Origin of the sequence: Fodinicola acaciae, assembly GCF_010993745.1 — a bacterium.
Taxonomy (GTDB): domain Bacteria; phylum Actinomycetota; class Actinomycetes; order Mycobacteriales; family HKI-0501; genus Fodinicola; species Fodinicola acaciae.
The window spans coordinates 1,234,591-1,252,175 of sequence record NZ_WOTN01000002.1; the positions used below are offsets into that span (position 1 = coordinate 1,234,591).

The following is a 17,585-nucleotide window of genomic DNA, read 5'->3' on the forward strand; positions in this document are numbered from 1 at the left end:
GGCCTGGCATAAATCGTCAGCCGGCCAGACCGAACAACCTCGCCACCCGGTTGACCAGCTCGTCCTCGGTCATCCGCGGGTCGACCTCGATGACCTGCAGGCCTTTCGTCTGCTCGCGCAGCCGGTCGGTGAACATCCGGTCGCGCGCCAGCAGATTCCGCAACGCACGCTCCGGATCGCTTGTCCGGCCAGCGATTTTCCACAGGTCGCCGCGACTGGCGAAGGCGGCTCGGCGAAAGTCGGCGGTCGGCAGCAGCCATACGGCGTGGCGTGGATCGCTGAGCAGCGGGCGCACCAAATGTGGCAGCAGCCGTAAACCTTCGGCGATCACCGGCCGCGGCATCGCGCGCAGATCGTCCACGATGAAGCCGAAACCCTCGCCGCGAAACCAGTGAAAGGTCTCCAGCATCACCTCTGGTGTGCGGTCCAGCCAGCGTTGGTCCATGTCCATGGCCAGAAACCGGCTCAGCTGCGGGGAATCCGCCGGTGTGCTGCGCCGCGCGTGCTCGCCCATCACCTCGTCGGTGACATAAAGCCGCAGGTCGTACGCGTCCGCCAGCCGTCGCGCGACGGTCGACTTGCCGCCACCGCTGCCGCCGCCAATCCAGTACACATGGTCCAGCACACCGCCAGATTACCTGGCCGAAAGCGGCCAAAACCTCAACAGGGGACAACTTACCGGCCGTCTGCGGCGTACTGACACATGGCAGAACCCAAAAAGAATGGGGATGGCATGCGAAGACCACTCCTGGCCGTATTTGTCGCACTCGCGCTGGCGGCCGGACCGTTGGTCGCGATCCCGGTGGAGGCGGCGCCGCCGGCGCCCACGGCCGGGCCGCGCGACCACGGCAGTCTGATAACGCTGGTCACCGGCGACAAAGTGCGGCTGACCAGCTTTCCGGACGGAAAACAGGCGGCCGAGGCCATCCCGGGACCTGGCCGGTCCAGGATGGCTTTCCAGATCCGTACGGTCAACGGCGACACGTCGGTGATGCCGATGGACGCCGTCCCGTTGCTGGCCGCCGGCCGGTTGGACAGCCGGTTGTTCAACGTCAGTTTGCTGGCCAGAGACGGATACGACGACGCGCATCGCGGCGACATTCCGCTGATCGAGACCGGTGCGGCCGGTGCGAGAACCGCGGCGGTAGCTGGCAGCCAGGTCGCGGCCGCGTATCCGCGGATGGGGATCACGGTCAGCCGCGCGCGGAAGGCCACCGCCGGCTCGTTCTGGAAAAACGTACGCGGCGGACCGAAAACGCTGGCGTCCGGCATCCGGAAACTGTGGCTGGACGGTCGTACGAAGGCCTCGCTCGACCAGAGCGTGCCGCAGATCGGCGCGCCGGAGGCGTGGAAAGCCGGCTATGACGGCAAAGACGTGCCGGTGGCGGTGCTGGACACCGGCCTGGACGCGAAACATCCGGACTTCGCGACCGCGGTGGCCGCGAGCAAGGACTTCTCCGGCTCGGCGAGCGGCACGGACGACAAGTTTGGCCATGGCACGCACGTCGCGTCCACGGTCGCCGGCAGTGGCGCGGCCTCCGGCGGAAAATACAAAGGTGTCGCACCAGGCGCGAAACTGTTGATCGGCAAGGTGTTGGCCGACGACGGCTATGGCGACGAGTCATGGATCGTCGCCGGCATGCAGTGGGCCGTCGAGCAGCACGCCCGGGTCGTCAGCATGAGCCTGGGCACCGAGGATGCCAGCGACGGCACCGACCCGATCTCGCAGGCGGTCAACACACTCACCGCGCAGTCCGGCGCGCTTTTCGTTGCCGCGTCCGGAAACAACGGAGAATATGGCGTGCAGGTCGGCTCGCCGGCGGCTGCCGACGCGGCACTCGCGGTGGCCGCGGTGACGAAACAGGACCAGTACGCGGCCTTCTCCAACCCCGGGCCGCGGCTGAACGACTATGCCACCAAGCCGGATATTTCCGCGCCAGGCGTGGCAATCGTGGCCGCGCGCGCGGCCGGCACCTCCATCGGTGAGCCGGTCGGCGACAACTACACGCGGCTGTCCGGCACGTCGATGGCGACGCCGCACGTCGCCGGCTCGGCCGCGATCCTGGCGCAGGAACATCCGACCTGGAAGGCCGACCAGCTGAGGGCCGCGCTGATGTCGACCTCGAAGCAGCTCGACGGCGCGACGGCTCTCCAGCAGGGGGCCGGACGAGTGGACGTGGCGCGTGCCTTCCGGCAGAAGGTCACCGGCACCGGCAGCCTGTCATACGGCATTTTCCAGTGGCCGCACACCGGACAGAAGCCGGGCGTCAAGACGGTGACGTACGCGAACGACGGCGACAGTCCGGTCACGCTCGCCCTGACGCACACGCTGGCCGCCGGATTTTCGTTGTCGGCCAACAGCGTGACGGTGCCTGCGCACGGTACGGCGGCCGTCGAGGCGACCTTCGATCCGGCCAAGGCCGCGCTCGGCCAGCGAAGCGGCTGGATCATCGCGACCGCCGGCGACACGGTCGTACGCACCGCGGTCGGCGCGTACAACGAGACGGAGAGATACAACCTGACCGTCACCTCCGTTGGCCGTGACGGCAAGCCAAACATCTATGGCGGCGTGGACGTTTACAACCGGGCGACCAAAGCGGTCACCACGGCCGGGTTCGACGCCAACGGAGTGGCCAAACTCCGGCTCGACGCCGGAAAGCTCGCGGTCAGCTATTCCGGTGCGCAGCTTGCTGGCGACGCCGTCACCGCGATGACGGTCATGTCGGCGTCCGATGTGGACCTCGGCAAGGACGTGTCGCTGACTTTCGACGCGCGTACGGCAAAAGCGGCACCGATCAAGGTCGATCAGCCGGACGCCACCGGGGCGCGGCAGCTCGGCTGGTTCATGTCCGGCAAGGGACCGGTCAACTACGGTTTCAACGGCGACGCCGGCATTCCGTGGTACACCGGCTCGACCGGCCACCGCGCCAGCGACTACCAGACCTACGACCTGAGCTCGCTGACCCGGCCGGACGCCTTGGTGACCGGGTTTGGCGCCGGCAAGCTCGCTTTGGGTTACCTTGCCACGTCCAAACGCGGGACCGGCGTCAGCACGCCGACGCTGGTCGATGGTGGCACCGGCTCGCCGGCGGATCTGTCCAAAGTGGACGTCAAGGGCAAGATCGTGGTCGCGGTGCCGACCGACAACGACCCAGGGCTGGTGCCAGACGCGGTCGCTCAGGCCGGTGGCGTAGGTGTCATCATCGGCGAGTATTTCCTGCCGCCAGCTTACGGTGCCATCAGCATTCCTGGATATCACGTGGAATCCAGTGCGTTGCAGCCGTTGCTGGCCGCGCTGAAGAACGGCCCGACCAAGGTCAACCTGGACACGGTCGCCTCCAGTCCCTATCGCTATGACCTGCTTTTCCAGGACACCGGCGGATTTCCGGACGGCAAGCCGCGGCAGGTCGACCGCCGGCAGCTGGCGCACACACGTGCCACCTATCGACAGACCGGCACCGCCGGCACCTCGCACGGCATGGCCCCGTACTTTGTCAGAGTTGGCACCGGCTTCGCGACCACGCGGACTCCGCGAGTCGCGCTGCCATCGACTCAGGACCAGTATGTGACGCCAGGTCCGGTCAATTGGCTGAAGGAGGCCTCCACGGGTGATTTCTTCGACACCGTCAACGGTTCGTACGGTTTCGCCAGCACGCAGGGTCGCACCTATCGAGTCGGTCACAATCCGGACGAGACGTGGAACTCCGCGGTGTACGCGCCGCGGGTCTCGACCGCCGACCCGCTCGGCAACGGCGAGCCGTTTGCCTATCGCAATGCCGACACGATCGCGGTCGCTCTGCCGTTGCTGACCGAGTCGGGTGCGGATCTGCAGGGGGGCGGATGTTATCGCGGTGCGCCGGAAAACACGAAGCTGCTGCGCGATGGTCAGCCGGTGAGCGGAGACATCCGGTGCGTCGGCAACGGCGAGTGGACCGTACCGCCCGGCGACGCCACCTACCAGCTGTCCGCGCATCAGCCGGCACCGCCGCTGCCCGGCGTGCCGCTGTCCAGCGACGTCTCGGCAACCTGGACGTTCCGTTCGTCCCATGTGGACGGTGCGGCCAAGAAACCGTTGCCACTGCTGGACGTACGCTATGCGCCGCAGGCGGACGGCCAGAACCGCGTGCCGGCGACCACGGTCGTGCCGCTCACCATCGGCCGCCAAGCCGGCTCGGGCTCGTCCGCGGTGGCCTCGGTGCAGGCCTGGGTTTCCCTGGATGACGGCAAAACCTGGAAGTCCGAGGCCGCTCACGGCGTCGGCTCGACCTGGTTCCTGCCGGTCATCGGCGGGAAATCCGGCGGTTTCGTGTCGTTGCGGGTGAAGGCCACCGACACGGCCGGCAACTCCGTCGACGAGACCATCCTGCGCGCGTACGAGGTGCGCTGACGACCGCATGGCCACCATGCTTGCATCCAACGCAAGCATGGTGGCCATGCGACTTTCTACAGCCAGCCGTTGCGGCTGGCGTGCAGGGCGAGCTGGAAGCGGCTGGTCGTGCCGGCCATCGACATCAGGTGCTCCAGCCGCCGCGTGAGCGTACGCCGGCTGACCCCGAGCAGCTCGGCGATGTTGTCGTCGGTCAGGCCGGCACCGAGCAGCGCCAACAGCCGGCGCTCTGCCGGCCGCAACGGCGACGGCGCGCTTTCGGTGACGTGCATCGGAAAAGACGACCGCCAGGCCAGCTCGAACAACCCCTCCAAGGCGAGCAGCAGGCTCGACGGATGGACGACGAGTACGGCGTTGTTGACCGCGGCTTCGGTGGCCGGCAAGGAAACCAACGCGAGCCGCCGGTCGACGATCGTCATCTTCACCGGTACGGCCGGCAAAACGCGTGCCTGCTCGCCGGCCGACACACACGGCCGGATGTTTTCCTCGTAATATTCCCGACGTTCGACCGACGCACGTGCGTAGACGACCCGATAGCGTACGCCTCGGCCGAGGTTTTCCAGCTCGATCGGGTTGCTGGTCGCGTCCGGCCGGTGGTACGGCGGCGTGTCGAAACGCCGGATCTCCTCGGTCGCCGAGCTCTCCGCCAGGTCGCTGCGCGGCAGGATCGCCGGCTTGCCGGTGACCACCTCGACGACGTCGTCGGTCGCCTGCGTCCAGACCGTACGCCGAAATGCGTGGTAGGCGTTGAGCGCCGCGGCCTGCGCCGCCCGCAACTCGGCCTCTCGCTCGAGCGCCAGCCGGCCGACTCCGACCGCCGGCTGCAGCGGCACGAACGAGTCGTCCTCGAGCGCGCGTACGAGGCCGGTGCGCGCCAGCTCGTGCAGCGCCTGCCGCACCTGCGCCTCCGGCAGGCCGGTCGCGTCAATGAGCTCGGCCGGCGTCGCCGGCGCGGTGGTCAGTAACCGTGCGTAGACCCGCGTCTGGCCGGCGTCCAGCCCCAGGCGCCGCAGGTGCTCGGTCAGCTCGTCCGACATCGCTCACATCATGCCTGGTCGATGCCGTGCGGATGGTCCGTTTGCGACTGTTTGGTGACCGTTCTCCGCGCCGCGATGTCGACTTCATGCCAGTGGCGTTGGCTGGTCACCGCGGACCCGCGCGATACGGTACGAATCCGGCGTGTACCTGTCCTCGGTACGTCCGCGCGCCGCCGGCCTCGGCCGCGCGATCGGTCCGAACGTGTGGGCCCTCGGCCTGGTCAGCCTGGTCACGGACGTGTCAGCGGAGATGGTCACCGCGGTCCTGCCCGCGTATCTGGTCATCGGCCTGAGCCTGTCCGTCGCGCAGTACGGCCTTATGGACGGTCTCTACACCGGCGTCACCGCGCTGACCAGGCTGCTCGGTGGCTACACCGCCGACCGCTGGCGCGCGCGGAAGTACATCGCCGGCGCCGGTTACGGACTGTCAGCGGTCGCCAAGCTCGGCCTGCTCGCCGCCGGCGGCTCGGCGCTCGGCATCGGCGCCGCGATCGCCGCCGACCGGATCGGTAAAGGTGTGCGTACGGCCCCGCGCGACGCGCTGATCACCGCGTCCGCCGACCCGGCCGCGCTCGGCCGCGCGTTTGGCCTGCACCGCACGCTCGACAGCGTCGGCGCGTTCATCGGACCGCTGGTCGCGCTCGGCGTGCTGGCCGCGACCGGTCAGGCCTTCGACTCGGTGCTGGTCACCAGCCTGTGCGTCGCTGTGCTCGGCGTGGTGCTGCTCGGTCTGTTCGTACGCGACGACCGCTCGGCCGCCGACCAGCCGGCGGCGCCGCCACGCGAAATGCTCGGCCTGCTGCGCGATCGGCGGTTTCGCCGGCTCACGTATGCGGCCGTGCTGCTCGGCCTGGTCACCGTCGGCGACGGCTTCGTCTATCTGATCGTGCAGCGCTGGCAGGACCTGCCGGTCGTGTGGTTTCCGTTGCTCGCGGTCGGGACCAACATCGCCTTCCTGGTTTTCGCGACACCGCTTGGCATCCTCGCCGACCGGTTCGGTCGCTGGCGGGTCGTCATCGGCGGCCATGTGGCTTTGCTGGCCGTCTATGGATTGTTGGCCTTCCAACGTGGCGGCTTGGCCGTGGTGATCGTGATTTTGGCTTTGTACGGCGCGTTTTACGCGGCCGTCGACGGTGTGCTGATGGCCGCGGCTGGTCCGTTGCTGCCGGCGTCGCTGCGTACGACCGGCTTGGCATTGCTGCAGACCGGACAGGCTCTGGCGTATCTGCTGTCGTCGGTCGCCTTCGGCCTGGTGTGGCAGTTTTCCAGCGCTGGCTTGGCATGCGCACTCGCGGCGGCAGGCGTACTGGTCGCGCTGCCGCTGGCTGTCTGGTGGTTGCGTACGAGTGAATAAGGTCCTGGTTGCCGGTGCGGCCACGGTCGCGCTCGCCGCGGCTGCCATCGGTTATGCGATCTATGCCGCGTCACGATCCGGCGCGGCCGGCGGCGCGGTTGGAGCCGTGACGCTGCAAACCGGCCCGCGGTTGGTCTTCCGGTCCACTGTGGACGGTCCGTCGTACGGGCACCTGGCCGAGGCGTCGGCGCCGTACTCCCAGCGTGCCTTCACCGCCGATCGATGCGCGCGGGTGTATGCCGCCAACGGCACCGGTGTCTGCCTGCGGCCGAGCACCGAGGATGTCGGCGGCTACGAGATCGCCGTGCTGGGGCCAAATGCCGCGGCCCGGCGGGCCATTCCGATGAACGGCATTCCGAGCAGGGCGAAGGTGTCGGCCAGCGGACGGATGATCTCGTGGACGACCTTCGTCACCGGCGACTCCTACACCGGCAGCACGCAGTTTTCCACCCGGTCAGGAATCCTGGACACCAAGGCCAACGTTTTGGCCGGCACGCTGGAAACGTTCACGCTAACGGTCGACGGCCGGCCCTACCAGTCGCCGGACCTCAACTACTGGGGCGTCACGTTCGCCTCGGACGACAACCGGTTCTATGCTACCGCCGCCACCAAAGGCAGACACTATCTGGTCGAAGGCGACTTCGCCCGGCACACTTTTCGCGCGTTGCGCGAAAACGTCGAGTGTCCGTCGCTGTCACCGGACGGCACACGGCTGGTCTTCAAGAAGCGCGTGTCGACCGATCCAGCCAAGCCGTGGCGGCTGGCTGTCCTCGACCTCGCGACGATGCGTGAAACTTTGCTGGCAGAGAGCCGAAGTGTCGACGATCAGGCCGCGTGGCTGGACGATCGTACGGTCATGTATGGCCTGCGCCGCGACAGCCGGCACGCCGACGTGTGGTCGGTGCCGGCCGACGGCAGCGGTCGGCCGCGAGTGCTCGTCCCGAATGCCGAGTCACCCGCGGCCCTCGGCGCTAGTTGAAAACGTCGGTGATAGCGGTGCGGCTGGCCGCGTTTCCGAGTGCCGGCAGGCCATACATGTCTTCGATCGTACGCAGGATCCGATAGTGGTCGACCTGCTCGGAATACGAGCCCACCTTGATGTTGGAGCCGACGAACGAGGTGTAGATCTGGTTGACCGAGGTGAAGTTGTCCTCGTCGAAGGTGGTGATCAGCAGGCTGTTGTGGGTCTTTGCCCACTGCGCGTACGCATCGAGATGGGTTTTCTGCCAGGTGTCACCGGTGCCGATCGAGCAGTCGTGCATGTCGTTGCACATGTTGGGGATCACGAAGGACAGCGTCGGCAGTTTCGTGTAATCGCTGGGGAACGAGGAAAACGGCACGTGCATCGACTGCGTGACGTTGTCGAAGTTGACCCACGGCGCGTGCTTGCGCCGGTAGTCGCTCGACGAGCAGCCGGTGTAGCCGGCGCTGGGCAGATCCTCGGAATATCCGCGATAGCTCAGGCTCGCCGCGCCGAGCTGCTGAAACAGGTTTCCCTTACCGCGGAAGGTGTTGGGGCAGGTGTCGCCGGTGACTCCCTGCGTACTGCCGGAAAACAGCGCGATGTAGTTGGGCTGGCTCGGGTGCGTGATGCCAAACGACTGGGTGAACAGCGCGCCCTGGCTGGCCAGGCTCTTCAGATAAGGTGCCTTCGAGCCGGACGCGATGTCGGGGTAGTTCTTGTTTTCGTGCATGACGATCACGACGTGGTCATAGCGGTGCACGGCGGCCAGCACCTGGGCGACCGGCTTGCTCGCGCCACCGGCGAGGCCGGTCGCGGCGATCATGCCGGCGGCCGCGACCACGGTGACGGCGGTGACGGCGGCGGCGCGGAGCACGGTGAGGTGTGGAACGCGCATCTCCGACTCCTGAAGAGTTAGACGGATGTGTCCGCGTTTGGTGTACCGCGTACGGCCATGCCGTGTTGGCCGGTCTACGCCAGTGGCGCGGATTGGCAGGCGTCGATGAGCCTGGTGAGCGCGCGTACGACCGCGTCGATGCCGTCGTGCGGCGCCCCACCTGGCTCGGCCATGTAGGTGTCGCGGCGAATCTCGATCATCAGCGACGCCACGTTTTGGCTCTGTCGATAGTGCTTGAGCGGCACGTACGCGCCGCTGAACGGCGTGTTCACGTCGACGTCACCGACCGCCGCGAACGCCTCTGCCGCCGCCTCACGCAGCCATGCCGGTGTGTGGAAGTCGTCCACTCCGAGACAGATCGCCGGGCGGTTGCTGGTCGCGTGCAGCTCGTACGGCAGCGGCCGGCTCGGATAGGAGTGCACGTCCAGGATGATCGGCCGCTCGTCCACGATGTCGGTCATGGCCTTTGCGTACGGCCGATAATGGTGCGCCAGCAGGTCTTCAGTGTGCCGAGGATCGTCGTTGCGCAGTTTTCGCTGGTGTGACGTGCTCAGGTAGACGGCGGCCATGCCGACGGCGCGCATTTCCTCGCGCTCGTCAGGAAAACGCTCTGGGTCGACGACAAGACGAGAGAGCGTGTTGACGAAGCTCCATGGCCGTACGCGCGCGTCTTCGGCCGCACGGCTGGCGATCAGGCCGGTGTGCGAGTCGGTGATGAGGTCCAGCTCCTGGCGTAGTTGGTCGTCGTCCAGCAGGATCCGCTCGCGCGCCTGCGGTGGTATGTCACGTGACCCATGCGGCACATGCAGGACCACCGGTGATTCGGTGGCACCAGGCTGGATCTCGAAGCTCATCCAGCGATCTTCGCGATGAACGCGCGCCAACTCGGCGCGTCGACCGTCAACGTCGGCTGGCCGTCAACGCCGTTGGCTTTCGTGTCGCGGATCTCGACAACATCTCCGGCAAACCGGACCTCAATGCAGGTTGCGGCTGCGTCGCTGTGACTGCTCTTGAACCATCCGGTGCCTGAAGCACTCAGAGTCATGGTCGCAGTTCTTTGAGTCGCACTCTGATCAACTCGAGCGAGTCTGCGGTGCTGAGACTCGTTTCCATAGCTTCACCGTACACGAGTGAGGCTCTGTGGATGGCCCGCTCGTCGCTGATGATGCCCCAAATATATGACATCTCCTGCCAGATAAGGGTGTCGAGTTGAGAGCTTTCGAAGTCAATCAAGTGGAACGTCGAGGCGCCGAAGAGCTCGTGTGTCGTCGCCGTGAACGGAACGATCCGAACCTCAATGTTGTCCGGGTGATCCTCGATCGTCTTGGCGAGATGCTGGAGTTGCTGATAGCGCACCGCTGGTCCGCCGACTTGCTGCAGTAGTGTGGCTTCGCTGAAGACAGCGGTAAGTTGTAGAGGGTCAGGTCCGCGCAGCCGTTCCTGGCGTCGCATCCGCACCTCGAGTCGTTGCTGCGCTTCGATCTTGCGTACGCGGATGCTCTTGGACATGAGGGCGTACGCATATTCCGGCGTCTGGAGAAGTCCTGGGACGAGCAAGCTCTCGTAGGTGCGAATGCTTTGTGCGCCGTGTTCAAGGCCGAAATAGCGCAGGACCGATTCGTCAAACAGCGCTGAGTAGTTCATCCACCAGCCACGCCGTTTCGCGACTTCGCGCAGCTGGCTCAGCTCAGCCTTTTCGTCCTTGTCGAACTCGAGCACGTCGAGCAGTTGGTCGAGCTTGTCAGCGGCCAGGATCTTGCGGTCGTTCTCGACCGCCGACCAGTAGTTGCGGGTGAATCGAAGCGCTTTGCAGATGACGTCGACGTCCATGCCGAGTTCGACGCGACGCAGCTTGAGCCGCGAATTGAGCTCCCAGCTGGCAACCGTCGGCGATTCCGGTGGCATGGCGTCCTTCCGTCTGCAACCGAGTCAGCCTAGCTGGTCGTCCGAGTAGTCACGAACGTACCCTCTGCTATTGACTGGTTACCGTAACCTCGCTATCGTCCAGTCAGTCGTTCCAGCCTAAGGAGAGATCGTGGTCGTCGGGGACGCGAACGAGGAACTGATCGCGCATGTGCGCGCCCGGATAGTCGGACTTGGCAGCGCCATCGAGGACGTCGATGCCGAGCAGAAGCTGACCGTGTATCGCGGCTGGCAGTGCGGCATGGACATCGAGGAACTCGCTGACCTCACGCACACGACCGCCGGCGCCGTCGAGGACGTGATCGACCACTATTCCCGCGACGAGAACGTCCCGGATTTCGCCGAGGACAACCGCTTCGACATCTTCCTGTGGCACAACCGCCAGGCGATGGCGAGGTGAAATGTCCGACTAGCGCTGCGACGTAGCGTTGTTCGCAGGCGGCTGGAAGGGGCTCGGACATGCGCGTCGACGTGCACGCTCACCTGTGGAGCGACCAATATCTCGACTTGCTGGACACTTACGGCAGCACCGCGACCGCGGTCAGCCGCGGCCGCGGTGCCGGACTTGGCGATCACGGGTTGGCCGCGCGGTTTGCGCTGATGGACTCGGTCGGCATTGACACAACTCCTGTCCGCCGGACCGGCGGCGCCATATTTCAACAATGAAGCGCACGCGGTCGATGCGGCGCGGCGTGGCAATGATGACTACGCGGAGGTGGTTGGCCGGCATTCGGACCGGTTCCGCGCTCTTGCTTCTCTTCCGTTGCCGCACACCGATGCGAGCGTTGCCGAGCTGACGCGCGCGATCGATGAGTTGGGGATGGCCGGCGCGTCGATCACCACGTCGGTGCTTGGCCGTACGCTCGCCGATCCGGCGTTTCTGCCGGTCTATGCCGAGCTCGACCGCCGTGGCAGCGTACTTTTCGTTCATCCGGCCGGCGTCGGCGCCGAGTCGCCACAGATCACCGCCAACATGACCTGGTCGATCGGCGCGCCGGTGGAGGACACGGTGGCGATAGCGCAGCTGATCCTCGCCGGCATTCCCAGCAAATATCCAAAAATGCGGATCATCACGGCGCATCTCGGCGGTGCGCTGCCGATGCTGCTGCCGCGGCTCGACCGGCAGAGCGTCGGCGAATCGCCGGATACGCCGGAAAAGCCGAGCCTGGCCGCTCGGCGGCTGTGGTATGACACGGTCGCGCACGGCCACCAGCCAGCTCTGCGTGCTGCCGCCGAGACCTTCGGCGCCGACCGGTTGGTGCTTGGTACGGATTTTCCATACCAGCAAGGCGAGGAGTTCCGCGAGGCGGTGACGTTCGTGGAGCGGGCCGGTCTGACCGAAGTCCTCGACAGCGCGGCGTTCGGCTAGGACAGCATTTCGTTGGCATACAAGGCATAGACAGCCGCACATCGACGCATCGCCGCCTCGTCGACATACTCGGACGGTCCGTGTGACACGTCGAGCCGGCCGGGACCGTAGCCGAAGGCCGGGATGCCAAGCTGGTCATACCAACGGGTTTCCAGGATGCCGGCGCACATCTCGAACCGCGCCGGCCGTCCTTCGACCTCGGCGATGACCCGGCCAAGAGCCGACGCGGCCGGATGCGTCGCTGCCGTGCCAGCCGCCGGTTGTCGTTGCGTCACCTCGATCGCCGCATCGGCCCCGACCTCGGCGGCCGCCTGCTCGATGATGCCGGTGAGCCGCTTGAGCTCGCCGTCGAGGTCTTCTTCGGGGTTGTAGCGGCCATCCACGGTGAAGAATGCCGAGCCGGGGACGACGTTGAAGTTCGAGCCGCCGCCTGACCTGCCACCGACCACCAGCATCGAACCGGTGGCATCGTCAGGATCCATCGGAAAGTCGGTGTGCCGGCCGGCCATTTCCTCGGCATAGTCGAAAACCGGACGCGCGATGTGCACCAGATGCCGGAACGCGTTGACACCGCGGTCGGCCTGTCCGACATGTGCTTCCCGTCCGCGTACGTTCACATGCAACGAAAGCGCGCCGCGCGCGGCGTTCCACACGCTGCCGCCGCTGGGCTCGGCGGTCAGCATGGCCACCGCCCGCGGGTCGATCATGCCGGCCGCGCGGAGGTGACCGGCGCCGGCGACACTGCCGGTTTCCTCGTCACAGACCAGCTGCAGCACGATCCGGCCGTCGCCAAGCAGCCCGAGCGCGTCGGCCGCGGCCGCGCCGTAGAGCATGCTGACCACGCCGCCTTTCATGTCCGCACTGCCGCGACCGACGATCCGGCCGTCGCGGCGTACGGCGGTGAACTGCCGGCGGTCCTGCGCCGGCACCACGTCGAAATGGCCGTGAAAATAGAGAAGTCTGTCGCCGCTGCCGACACCGCCGCGTACGATGCTCGGCTCTTCCAGCTCCTGATGTGCGGCTATGTCGATGATTTCCGGACCGAGGCCGAGATTTTCCATGGCATCGCGCAGGATCCGCGCGCACTGCCCGAGCGCGCGGCCGGGAGGGTTCTCGGAGTCGACCGCGATCAGCCGCACCAACAACGCCGCCATCTCGTCGACTCGCTCATCGAGCCATGCATTGACCTGGTTTCGCATGCCGTCACTCTACGGCGATTCGCGCGTAATGTGGTTCCCAATAATGACGCTAGAATCGGCTCATGCGCAACAAACCGAGACTCGACAGCATCGATCGCGCCATTTTGTTTCACCTCCAGCAGGACGGACGGCTCACCAACGTCGAGCTGGCCAAGCGCGTCGGCCTCACTCCGCCGCCGTGCCTGCGACGCGTCAAGCGGCTGGAGGCCGACGGCGTCATCACCGGCTATCGAGCCCGCATCGATCCGATCGCCGCCGGGCTCGGCCTGGAGGTGATCGTGTCGATCGAGGTCGGCGTGACCGACCTGCAGACCCTCGATGGTCTGGAGGCCACCATCGCCGGCTACGAGGAGGTGATCGAGCTGCGCAGGCTGTTTGGCACGCCGGATTACTTGATGCGCGTGCTGGTCGCCGACCACGCGGCGTACGAGGAGTTCCAGACCAAGAAGATCATCGGAATTCCCGGGGTCGCGCGGGTCATCTCGCATCTGACCATGAAGAAGATCAAGGTCCACGACTAGTCCGGCGGCCGGTGCGTCCAGTGATTGAAGGTGATCCTCCAGCGGTCGTGTCTTGGTCTGAAGCGGCTTTGGCCGTGCGCACCGCCTGCTCGGCGAACCGCATTTAGCGCTCCACCGCAGCGATGCACGCATGGTGGCCATGCGTGCATCGCGACCAAGATCGTCTACTTATGTAAGTTTCCACGCGAACCCACCCCCCACCCGTTCTTGGGTGGGGGCCAGATTGTCACCTGGGTACGACAATTACGCGCCGTAGCAGCTATTCGGCGGCGGTCAGCCTTCCAGGCTTGGCGACGTCGTCGAGGCCTTAGAATGGCGTTTGTGAGTGAACCCGAACTGCCGCTGACGCTCTATCTGGTGAAGCGCCTGGAATTGGTGACCCGCGCGCTGCTGGACGACGCGCTGCGGCCGTTTGGCCTGACCTCGTTGCAATATACCGCGTTGACCGTGCTCGAAAATACCGGGCAGTTGTCTTCCGCCCAGCTGGCGCGACGGTCGTTCCTGCGGGCGCAGACGATGCACGAGATGGTGCTGACGCTGGAAAAGCGTGGGCTGATCGGTCGGCAACCAAAAGACGGCAACCGGCGCATACTGCTCGCCGACCTGACCGATGCGGGCCGCACCCTGCTCGCTGAGTGCGAGCCAGCCGTGCACGAGTTGGAGCACGCGTTGCTCGCCGACCTCACGCCGCGACAGCGTGAGGTTTTCCGTGACAACCTGCGTAAACGCGTGGCTGTGCTGTCGCAGCTCGCGGAGAGCCGTCAGCCGTAGATCTTCCGCAGCTCGGCCTTGCGCACCTTGCCGGAGCCGGTCATCGGCAGCTCGATGGCGAACTCCACCGATTTCGGCACCTTGAAACCGGCCAGCCGTTCGCGCAGAAACTCAAGCAGCTCCTCGGCGCGTACGGTCGAGTCAGCGACCACGATGGCCTTGCCGACCTCACCCCATTTTTCGTCGGTGACTCCGATGACGGCACATGAGCGTACGCCGGGATAGGCGAAGATCTCGTTTTCGACCTCGGCCGGATAGACGTTCTCGCCGCCGGAAATAATCATGTCCTTCAGCCGGTCGACGACCGTCACGAAGCCATCGTTGTCGATCGTGGCCACGTCGCCGGAGTGAAACCAGCCGTCTCGCAACACCTGCGCGGTCGCGTCTGGTCGATGCCAATAGCCCGGCATGACGTTTGGTCCTTTGACCACGATTTCGCCGCGTTCTCCAGCGGACACGTCGTCGCCGGCCGGGTCGACGACGCGTACGTCGGTGAAAAACATTGGCACGCCGGCACTTCCGGCCTTGGCGACGGCGTTTGCCTTGTCCAGCAGAAGAGCGCCCGGCGAAGCCTCCGTCATCCCGTATCCCTGCAGGAAAGACAGTCCGCGCTCGAGATAGCGGCGGATCGTCTCCAGTGGCACCGGTGCGCCACCGCAAAGCAGCCGGCGTATGCTGGACAGGTCCGCAGCTGGCCAGTTTTGGTGCGTCGCAACGGCATCGTACATTGTCGGCACGCCAAACATCACCGTCACGCGGTCGTTTTCGATCGCCGACAACACCGCAGCCGGATCGAAGGTCGACTGCAGGATGACCGTGCCACCTTTGAGCAACGTCGGCAGGCAGACCATGCCGAGCGCGGCGATGTGAAAGAGCGGCGCGTTGATCAGCGCGCGTTCGTCGCTGTGCACGTCGCTGTCGACCAGGACGTTCATGCAGTTCCAGGCCAGGTTTCCGTGCGTCAGCACGGCACCTTTCGGTCGGCCGGTGCTGCCGGAGGTGTACATGATCAGGCAGGCATCGTCCAGAGTCACCGGCATGTCCAGCGGCTCAGCCGCGCTTTCCAGGCCGACCCGGTCGTTGTCGATGACCGGAATTCTCAGCAGACGACGGCTGCTGGCCACACTCGCGTAGGCTGCAGTGTGCACCAATGCCGTGGCGGCGGAGTCGTCCAGCACGTACTCGATTTCCGGCTCGGTGAGCCGGAAGTTGATCGGCACGAAGATCGCGCCGAGTTGTCCGCAGGCAAACAGGGTGTCCAGATAGGCGGGGTGGTTGGGTCCGAGATACGCGACGCGGTCGCCTTGCCGCACGCCGGCGTCGAACAGGCCGCGCGCCAGTCGGTCGACGCGTTCTCTTAGCGTCGCGTATGTGATATCTGTTTCACCGTACCGAATCGCGACCGCCTGCGGCGCCGTCCGAGCGCGCCGCGCCGGCCACGATCCCAGCCCCTGGTTGCGCATCGCCGCCACCTTTTATCAGGCACCCTGATAACGCGCGATTCTGGCGCCCACCGCCAACCATGTCAAGCCGCGACCGGTGCCTCGACAACAGTTGCCACTCCACGGCCAACGCCGTCGAAAACGCGCCACTCACCAAGCGCCACCCGAAACCTGACACTCGCCGAGCGCCGCCAGAAACACGCCACTCGCCGGTCAGAGTCGCAGGAACGGCGGCGCTCGGCGACCGGCGAAGGAAACGCGCCACTCGGCGAGTGGTGCAGGAAACGCGGCACTCGGCGGGTGCCGGACGAAAGGCGGCACTCGGCGGTCAATGTCGCGGGAAGGGCGGCGTTCGGCGAGTGCCGGAGGAAACCCGGCGCCCGGCGTGCGCTGCAGGAAGGGCGGCGCTCGGCGAGTGGCGCAGCGGATACGGCGTTCGGCGAGTGTCGAAGGAAATGCGGCGCTCGGCGGTCAGCGTTGCCGAAATGGCGGCGTTCGGCGACTGGCGTAAGAACTGCGGCGTTCGGTGAGTGGCGGGGGAAGCGCGGCGCTCGGTGAGTGCTGCGGGAATGGTGGCGTTGGGTGAGTGGCGCGGGGAAGGCGGCGTTCAGTGAGTGCCGCAGCAAATGCGGCGCTCGGTGAGTGCCGGACGGAGGGCGGCGGTTGGCGGTCAACGTCGCGGGAAGGGCGGCGTTCGGTGAGTGGCGGGGGAAGCGCGGCGCTCGGTGAGTGCTGCGGGAATGGTGGCGTTGGGTGAGTGGCGCGGGGAAGGCGGCGTTCAGTGAGTGCCTCAACAAACCCGGCACTCGCCGAGCGCCGGAACAAACGCGGCGTTCGGCGAGTGCCGGATGAAGGGCGGCGGTCGGCGGTCAACGTCTCAGGAAGGGCGGCGTTCGGTGAGTGGGCGTCGCAAATGCGGCAATGCCGACAGCGACGCCAACGGCGGGCAAGGCGACGGCGACGCCAACGGCGGGCAAGGCGACGGCGGCAAGGCGACGCCAACGGCGGGCAAGGCGACGGCGACGCCAAGGGTCGGTACGGCGACGAGGCAAGGGTCGGTGCGGCGACCGGGGCCAACATCAAGGCCTGGAAACCGCGGTGTCCTATAACCACAGCTGAACAACAGACGCGGCCAGCAACACGGCGAGGATCACGCTGATCACGCGATGCGCGCGCTCGTTGCTGACCACTCGGTTGATGACACTGCCACCAGCGGCCCATGCCGCGGCCGCGAGCAGGACGACGATCATCATGGTGGCGACGACGAGTACGCTGCCAACCGCCACCGGTAGGCCGGCCGGCCGAAATGCGCTTATCCCCGCCAGCACGAAAATCCACGCCTTCGCGTTGACGCACTGGAACGCGACCGCTCGGCCGACACCGAGTGGCTTGGCGATTTCGGCGCGCCGCATGGCATCGCTGACCGCGATCCGATACGCGAGATAGAGCAGATAGAGAGATCCGGCCAGCTTCAACGCAAACGCCACCGCCGGTACGGTCGTGACGAAGACGCCGACGCCGGCGGCGACGGTCACCGCCATCGCGCCGATCCCCAACGGCGTGCCGACGATGTGTGCGACCGTACGCCCTAAGCCAAACCGCAGGCCGGAGGCCCACAGCAGGATGTTGTTGGGGCCGGGGCTGCCGGAGCTCACCAGTGAGAAAACCGCGAGAGCGGTCAGTTCGTCCATCGACGGCACCGTACGTCCGGATGCACGGATTC

15 protein-coding genes and 1 pseudogene are annotated in these 17,585 nt (G+C 66.2%); 7 read left to right on the top strand and 9 right to left on the bottom strand.

Annotation, left to right across the window (positions count from 1 at the left end):
* Positions 1 to 16: 16 nt before the first annotated feature.
* Positions 17 to 625, bottom strand: a complete 609-nt coding sequence (locus tag GNX95_RS21065; RefSeq protein ID WP_163509113.1) for an AAA family ATPase — start codon at positions 623 to 625, stop codon at positions 17 to 19.
* A gap of 108 nt (positions 626 to 733) precedes the next feature.
* Here GNX95_RS21065 and GNX95_RS21070 point away from each other — a divergent pair, with 108 nt between their 5' ends.
* Positions 734 to 4,387 carry a S8 family serine peptidase gene (locus GNX95_RS21070; RefSeq protein WP_163509114.1) on the top strand — a complete coding sequence of 1,218 codons (3,654 nt, stop codon included), beginning with the start codon at positions 734 to 736 and terminating at the stop codon, positions 4,385 to 4,387.
* 56 nt (positions 4,388 to 4,443) lie between these two features.
* Here GNX95_RS21070 and GNX95_RS21075 read toward each other — a convergent pair whose 3' ends face one another.
* Positions 4,444 to 5,424, bottom strand: a complete 981-nt coding sequence (locus tag GNX95_RS21075) for a helix-turn-helix domain-containing protein (protein ID WP_163509115.1) — start codon at positions 5,422 to 5,424, stop codon at positions 4,444 to 4,446.
* 142 nt (positions 5,425 to 5,566) lie between these two features.
* On the opposite strand from GNX95_RS21075, the gene GNX95_RS21080 reads away from it, so the two are divergent.
* On the top strand, positions 5,567 to 6,778 hold the full coding sequence (locus GNX95_RS21080) for an MFS transporter (RefSeq protein WP_163509116.1): 1,212 nt from the start codon (positions 5,567 to 5,569) through the stop codon (positions 6,776 to 6,778).
* Positions 6,771 to 7,757 (top strand): TolB family protein, encoded by a 987-nt coding sequence (locus GNX95_RS21085; protein WP_163509117.1) that lies wholly within the window; start codon positions 6,771 to 6,773, stop codon positions 7,755 to 7,757. The genes GNX95_RS21080 and GNX95_RS21085 overlap by 8 nt, the downstream gene beginning before the upstream one ends.
* Here the strand turns inward: GNX95_RS21085 and GNX95_RS21090 are convergent.
* From GNX95_RS21090 to GNX95_RS21105, 4 genes are all read right to left on the bottom strand, one after another.
* Entirely contained in the window at positions 7,750 to 8,637 is an 888-nt protein-coding gene (locus GNX95_RS21090; RefSeq protein ID WP_222853789.1) for an alkaline phosphatase family protein, read from the bottom strand. The two genes, GNX95_RS21085 and GNX95_RS21090, sit on opposite strands and share 8 nt — an antisense overlap.
* A gap of 74 nt (positions 8,638 to 8,711) precedes the next feature.
* Complete coding sequence (locus GNX95_RS21095) at positions 8,712 to 9,491, bottom strand: N-formylglutamate amidohydrolase (protein ID WP_163509118.1); 780 nt, start codon at positions 9,489 to 9,491, stop codon at positions 8,712 to 8,714.
* Complete coding sequence (locus GNX95_RS44360) at positions 9,488 to 9,682, bottom strand: DUF397 domain-containing protein (RefSeq protein ID WP_163509119.1); 195 nt, start codon at positions 9,680 to 9,682, stop codon at positions 9,488 to 9,490. Before GNX95_RS44360 ends, GNX95_RS21095 begins: the two co-directional genes overlap by 4 nt.
* Entirely contained in the window at positions 9,679 to 10,542 is an 864-nt protein-coding gene (locus tag GNX95_RS21105; protein WP_163509120.1) for a Scr1 family TA system antitoxin-like transcriptional regulator, read from the bottom strand. Before GNX95_RS21105 ends, GNX95_RS44360 begins: the two co-directional genes overlap by 4 nt.
* A 130-nt stretch (positions 10,543 to 10,672) precedes the next feature.
* Between GNX95_RS21105 and GNX95_RS21110 the strand changes: the two genes are divergently transcribed.
* Together GNX95_RS21110 and GNX95_RS21115 are read left to right on the top strand one after the other, a co-directional pair.
* On the top strand, positions 10,673 to 10,960 hold the full coding sequence (locus GNX95_RS21110) for a hypothetical protein (RefSeq protein WP_163509121.1): 288 nt from the start codon (positions 10,673 to 10,675) through the stop codon (positions 10,958 to 10,960).
* 59 nt (positions 10,961 to 11,019) lie between these two features.
* Positions 11,020 to 11,884 (top strand): annotated as a pseudogene (locus GNX95_RS21115) (amidohydrolase family protein); the annotation flags it as partial.
* Between the two features lie 41 nt (positions 11,885 to 11,925).
* On the opposite strand, the gene GNX95_RS21120 reads toward GNX95_RS21115, so the two are convergent.
* Positions 11,926 to 13,128, bottom strand: coding sequence for a M20 family metallopeptidase (locus tag GNX95_RS21120; protein WP_163509122.1), 1,203 nt, complete (start codon positions 13,126 to 13,128; stop codon positions 11,926 to 11,928).
* Between the two features lie 62 nt (positions 13,129 to 13,190).
* Here GNX95_RS21120 and GNX95_RS21125 point away from each other — a divergent pair, with 62 nt between their 5' ends.
* Together GNX95_RS21125 and GNX95_RS21130 are read left to right on the top strand one after the other, a co-directional pair.
* Positions 13,191 to 13,649 carry an Lrp/AsnC family transcriptional regulator gene (locus GNX95_RS21125; protein ID WP_163509123.1) on the top strand — a complete coding sequence of 153 codons (459 nt, stop codon included), beginning with the start codon at positions 13,191 to 13,193 and terminating at the stop codon, positions 13,647 to 13,649.
* 312 nt (positions 13,650 to 13,961) lie between these two features.
* Positions 13,962 to 14,420 (top strand): MarR family winged helix-turn-helix transcriptional regulator, encoded by a 459-nt coding sequence (locus GNX95_RS21130; protein ID WP_163509124.1) that lies wholly within the window; start codon positions 13,962 to 13,964, stop codon positions 14,418 to 14,420.
* Here the strand turns inward: GNX95_RS21130 and GNX95_RS21135 are convergent.
* Positions 14,411 to 15,883, bottom strand: coding sequence for an acyl-CoA synthetase (locus GNX95_RS21135; RefSeq protein WP_163509125.1), 1,473 nt, complete (start codon positions 15,881 to 15,883; stop codon positions 14,411 to 14,413). The two genes, GNX95_RS21130 and GNX95_RS21135, sit on opposite strands and share 10 nt — an antisense overlap.
* Before the next feature lie 1,082 nt (positions 15,884 to 16,965).
* A complete protein-coding gene (locus tag GNX95_RS21140) occupies positions 16,966 to 17,553 on the bottom strand; it encodes a LysE family translocator (protein WP_163509126.1) in 588 nt (195 codons plus the stop codon).
* Between the last annotated feature and the right edge of the window lie 32 nt (positions 17,554 to 17,585).

Excerpts from the sequence above, each read along its gene's own strand:
- GNX95_RS21125 (WP_163509123.1), top strand. The coding sequence starts at position 13,191 with ATGCGCAACAAACCGAGACTCGACAGCATCGATCGCGCCATTTTGTTT.
- GNX95_RS21120 (WP_163509122.1), bottom strand. The coding sequence starts at position 13,128 with ATGCGAAACCAGGTCAATGCATGGCTCGATGAGCGAGTCGACGAGATG.
- GNX95_RS21095 (WP_163509118.1), bottom strand. The coding sequence starts at position 9,491 with ATGAGCTTCGAGATCCAGCCTGGTGCCACCGAATCACCGGTGGTCCTG.
- GNX95_RS21070 (WP_163509114.1), top strand. The coding sequence starts at position 734 with ATGCGAAGACCACTCCTGGCCGTATTTGTCGCACTCGCGCTGGCGGCC.
- GNX95_RS21075 (WP_163509115.1), bottom strand. The coding sequence starts at position 5,424 with ATGTCGGACGAGCTGACCGAGCACCTGCGGCGCCTGGGGCTGGACGCC.
- GNX95_RS21090 (WP_222853789.1), bottom strand. The coding sequence starts at position 8,637 with ATGCGCGTTCCACACCTCACCGTGCTCCGCGCCGCCGCCGTCACCGCC.
- GNX95_RS21135 (WP_163509125.1), bottom strand. The coding sequence starts at position 15,883 with ATGCGCAACCAGGGGCTGGGATCGTGGCCGGCGCGGCGCGCTCGGACG.
- GNX95_RS21130 (WP_163509124.1), top strand. The coding sequence starts at position 13,962 with ATGGCGTTTGTGAGTGAACCCGAACTGCCGCTGACGCTCTATCTGGTG.
- GNX95_RS21105 (WP_163509120.1), bottom strand. The coding sequence starts at position 10,542 with ATGCCACCGGAATCGCCGACGGTTGCCAGCTGGGAGCTCAATTCGCGG.
- GNX95_RS44360 (WP_163509119.1), bottom strand. The coding sequence starts at position 9,682 with ATGACTCTGAGTGCTTCAGGCACCGGATGGTTCAAGAGCAGTCACAGC.
- GNX95_RS21140 (WP_163509126.1), bottom strand. The coding sequence starts at position 17,553 with ATGGACGAACTGACCGCTCTCGCGGTTTTCTCACTGGTGAGCTCCGGC.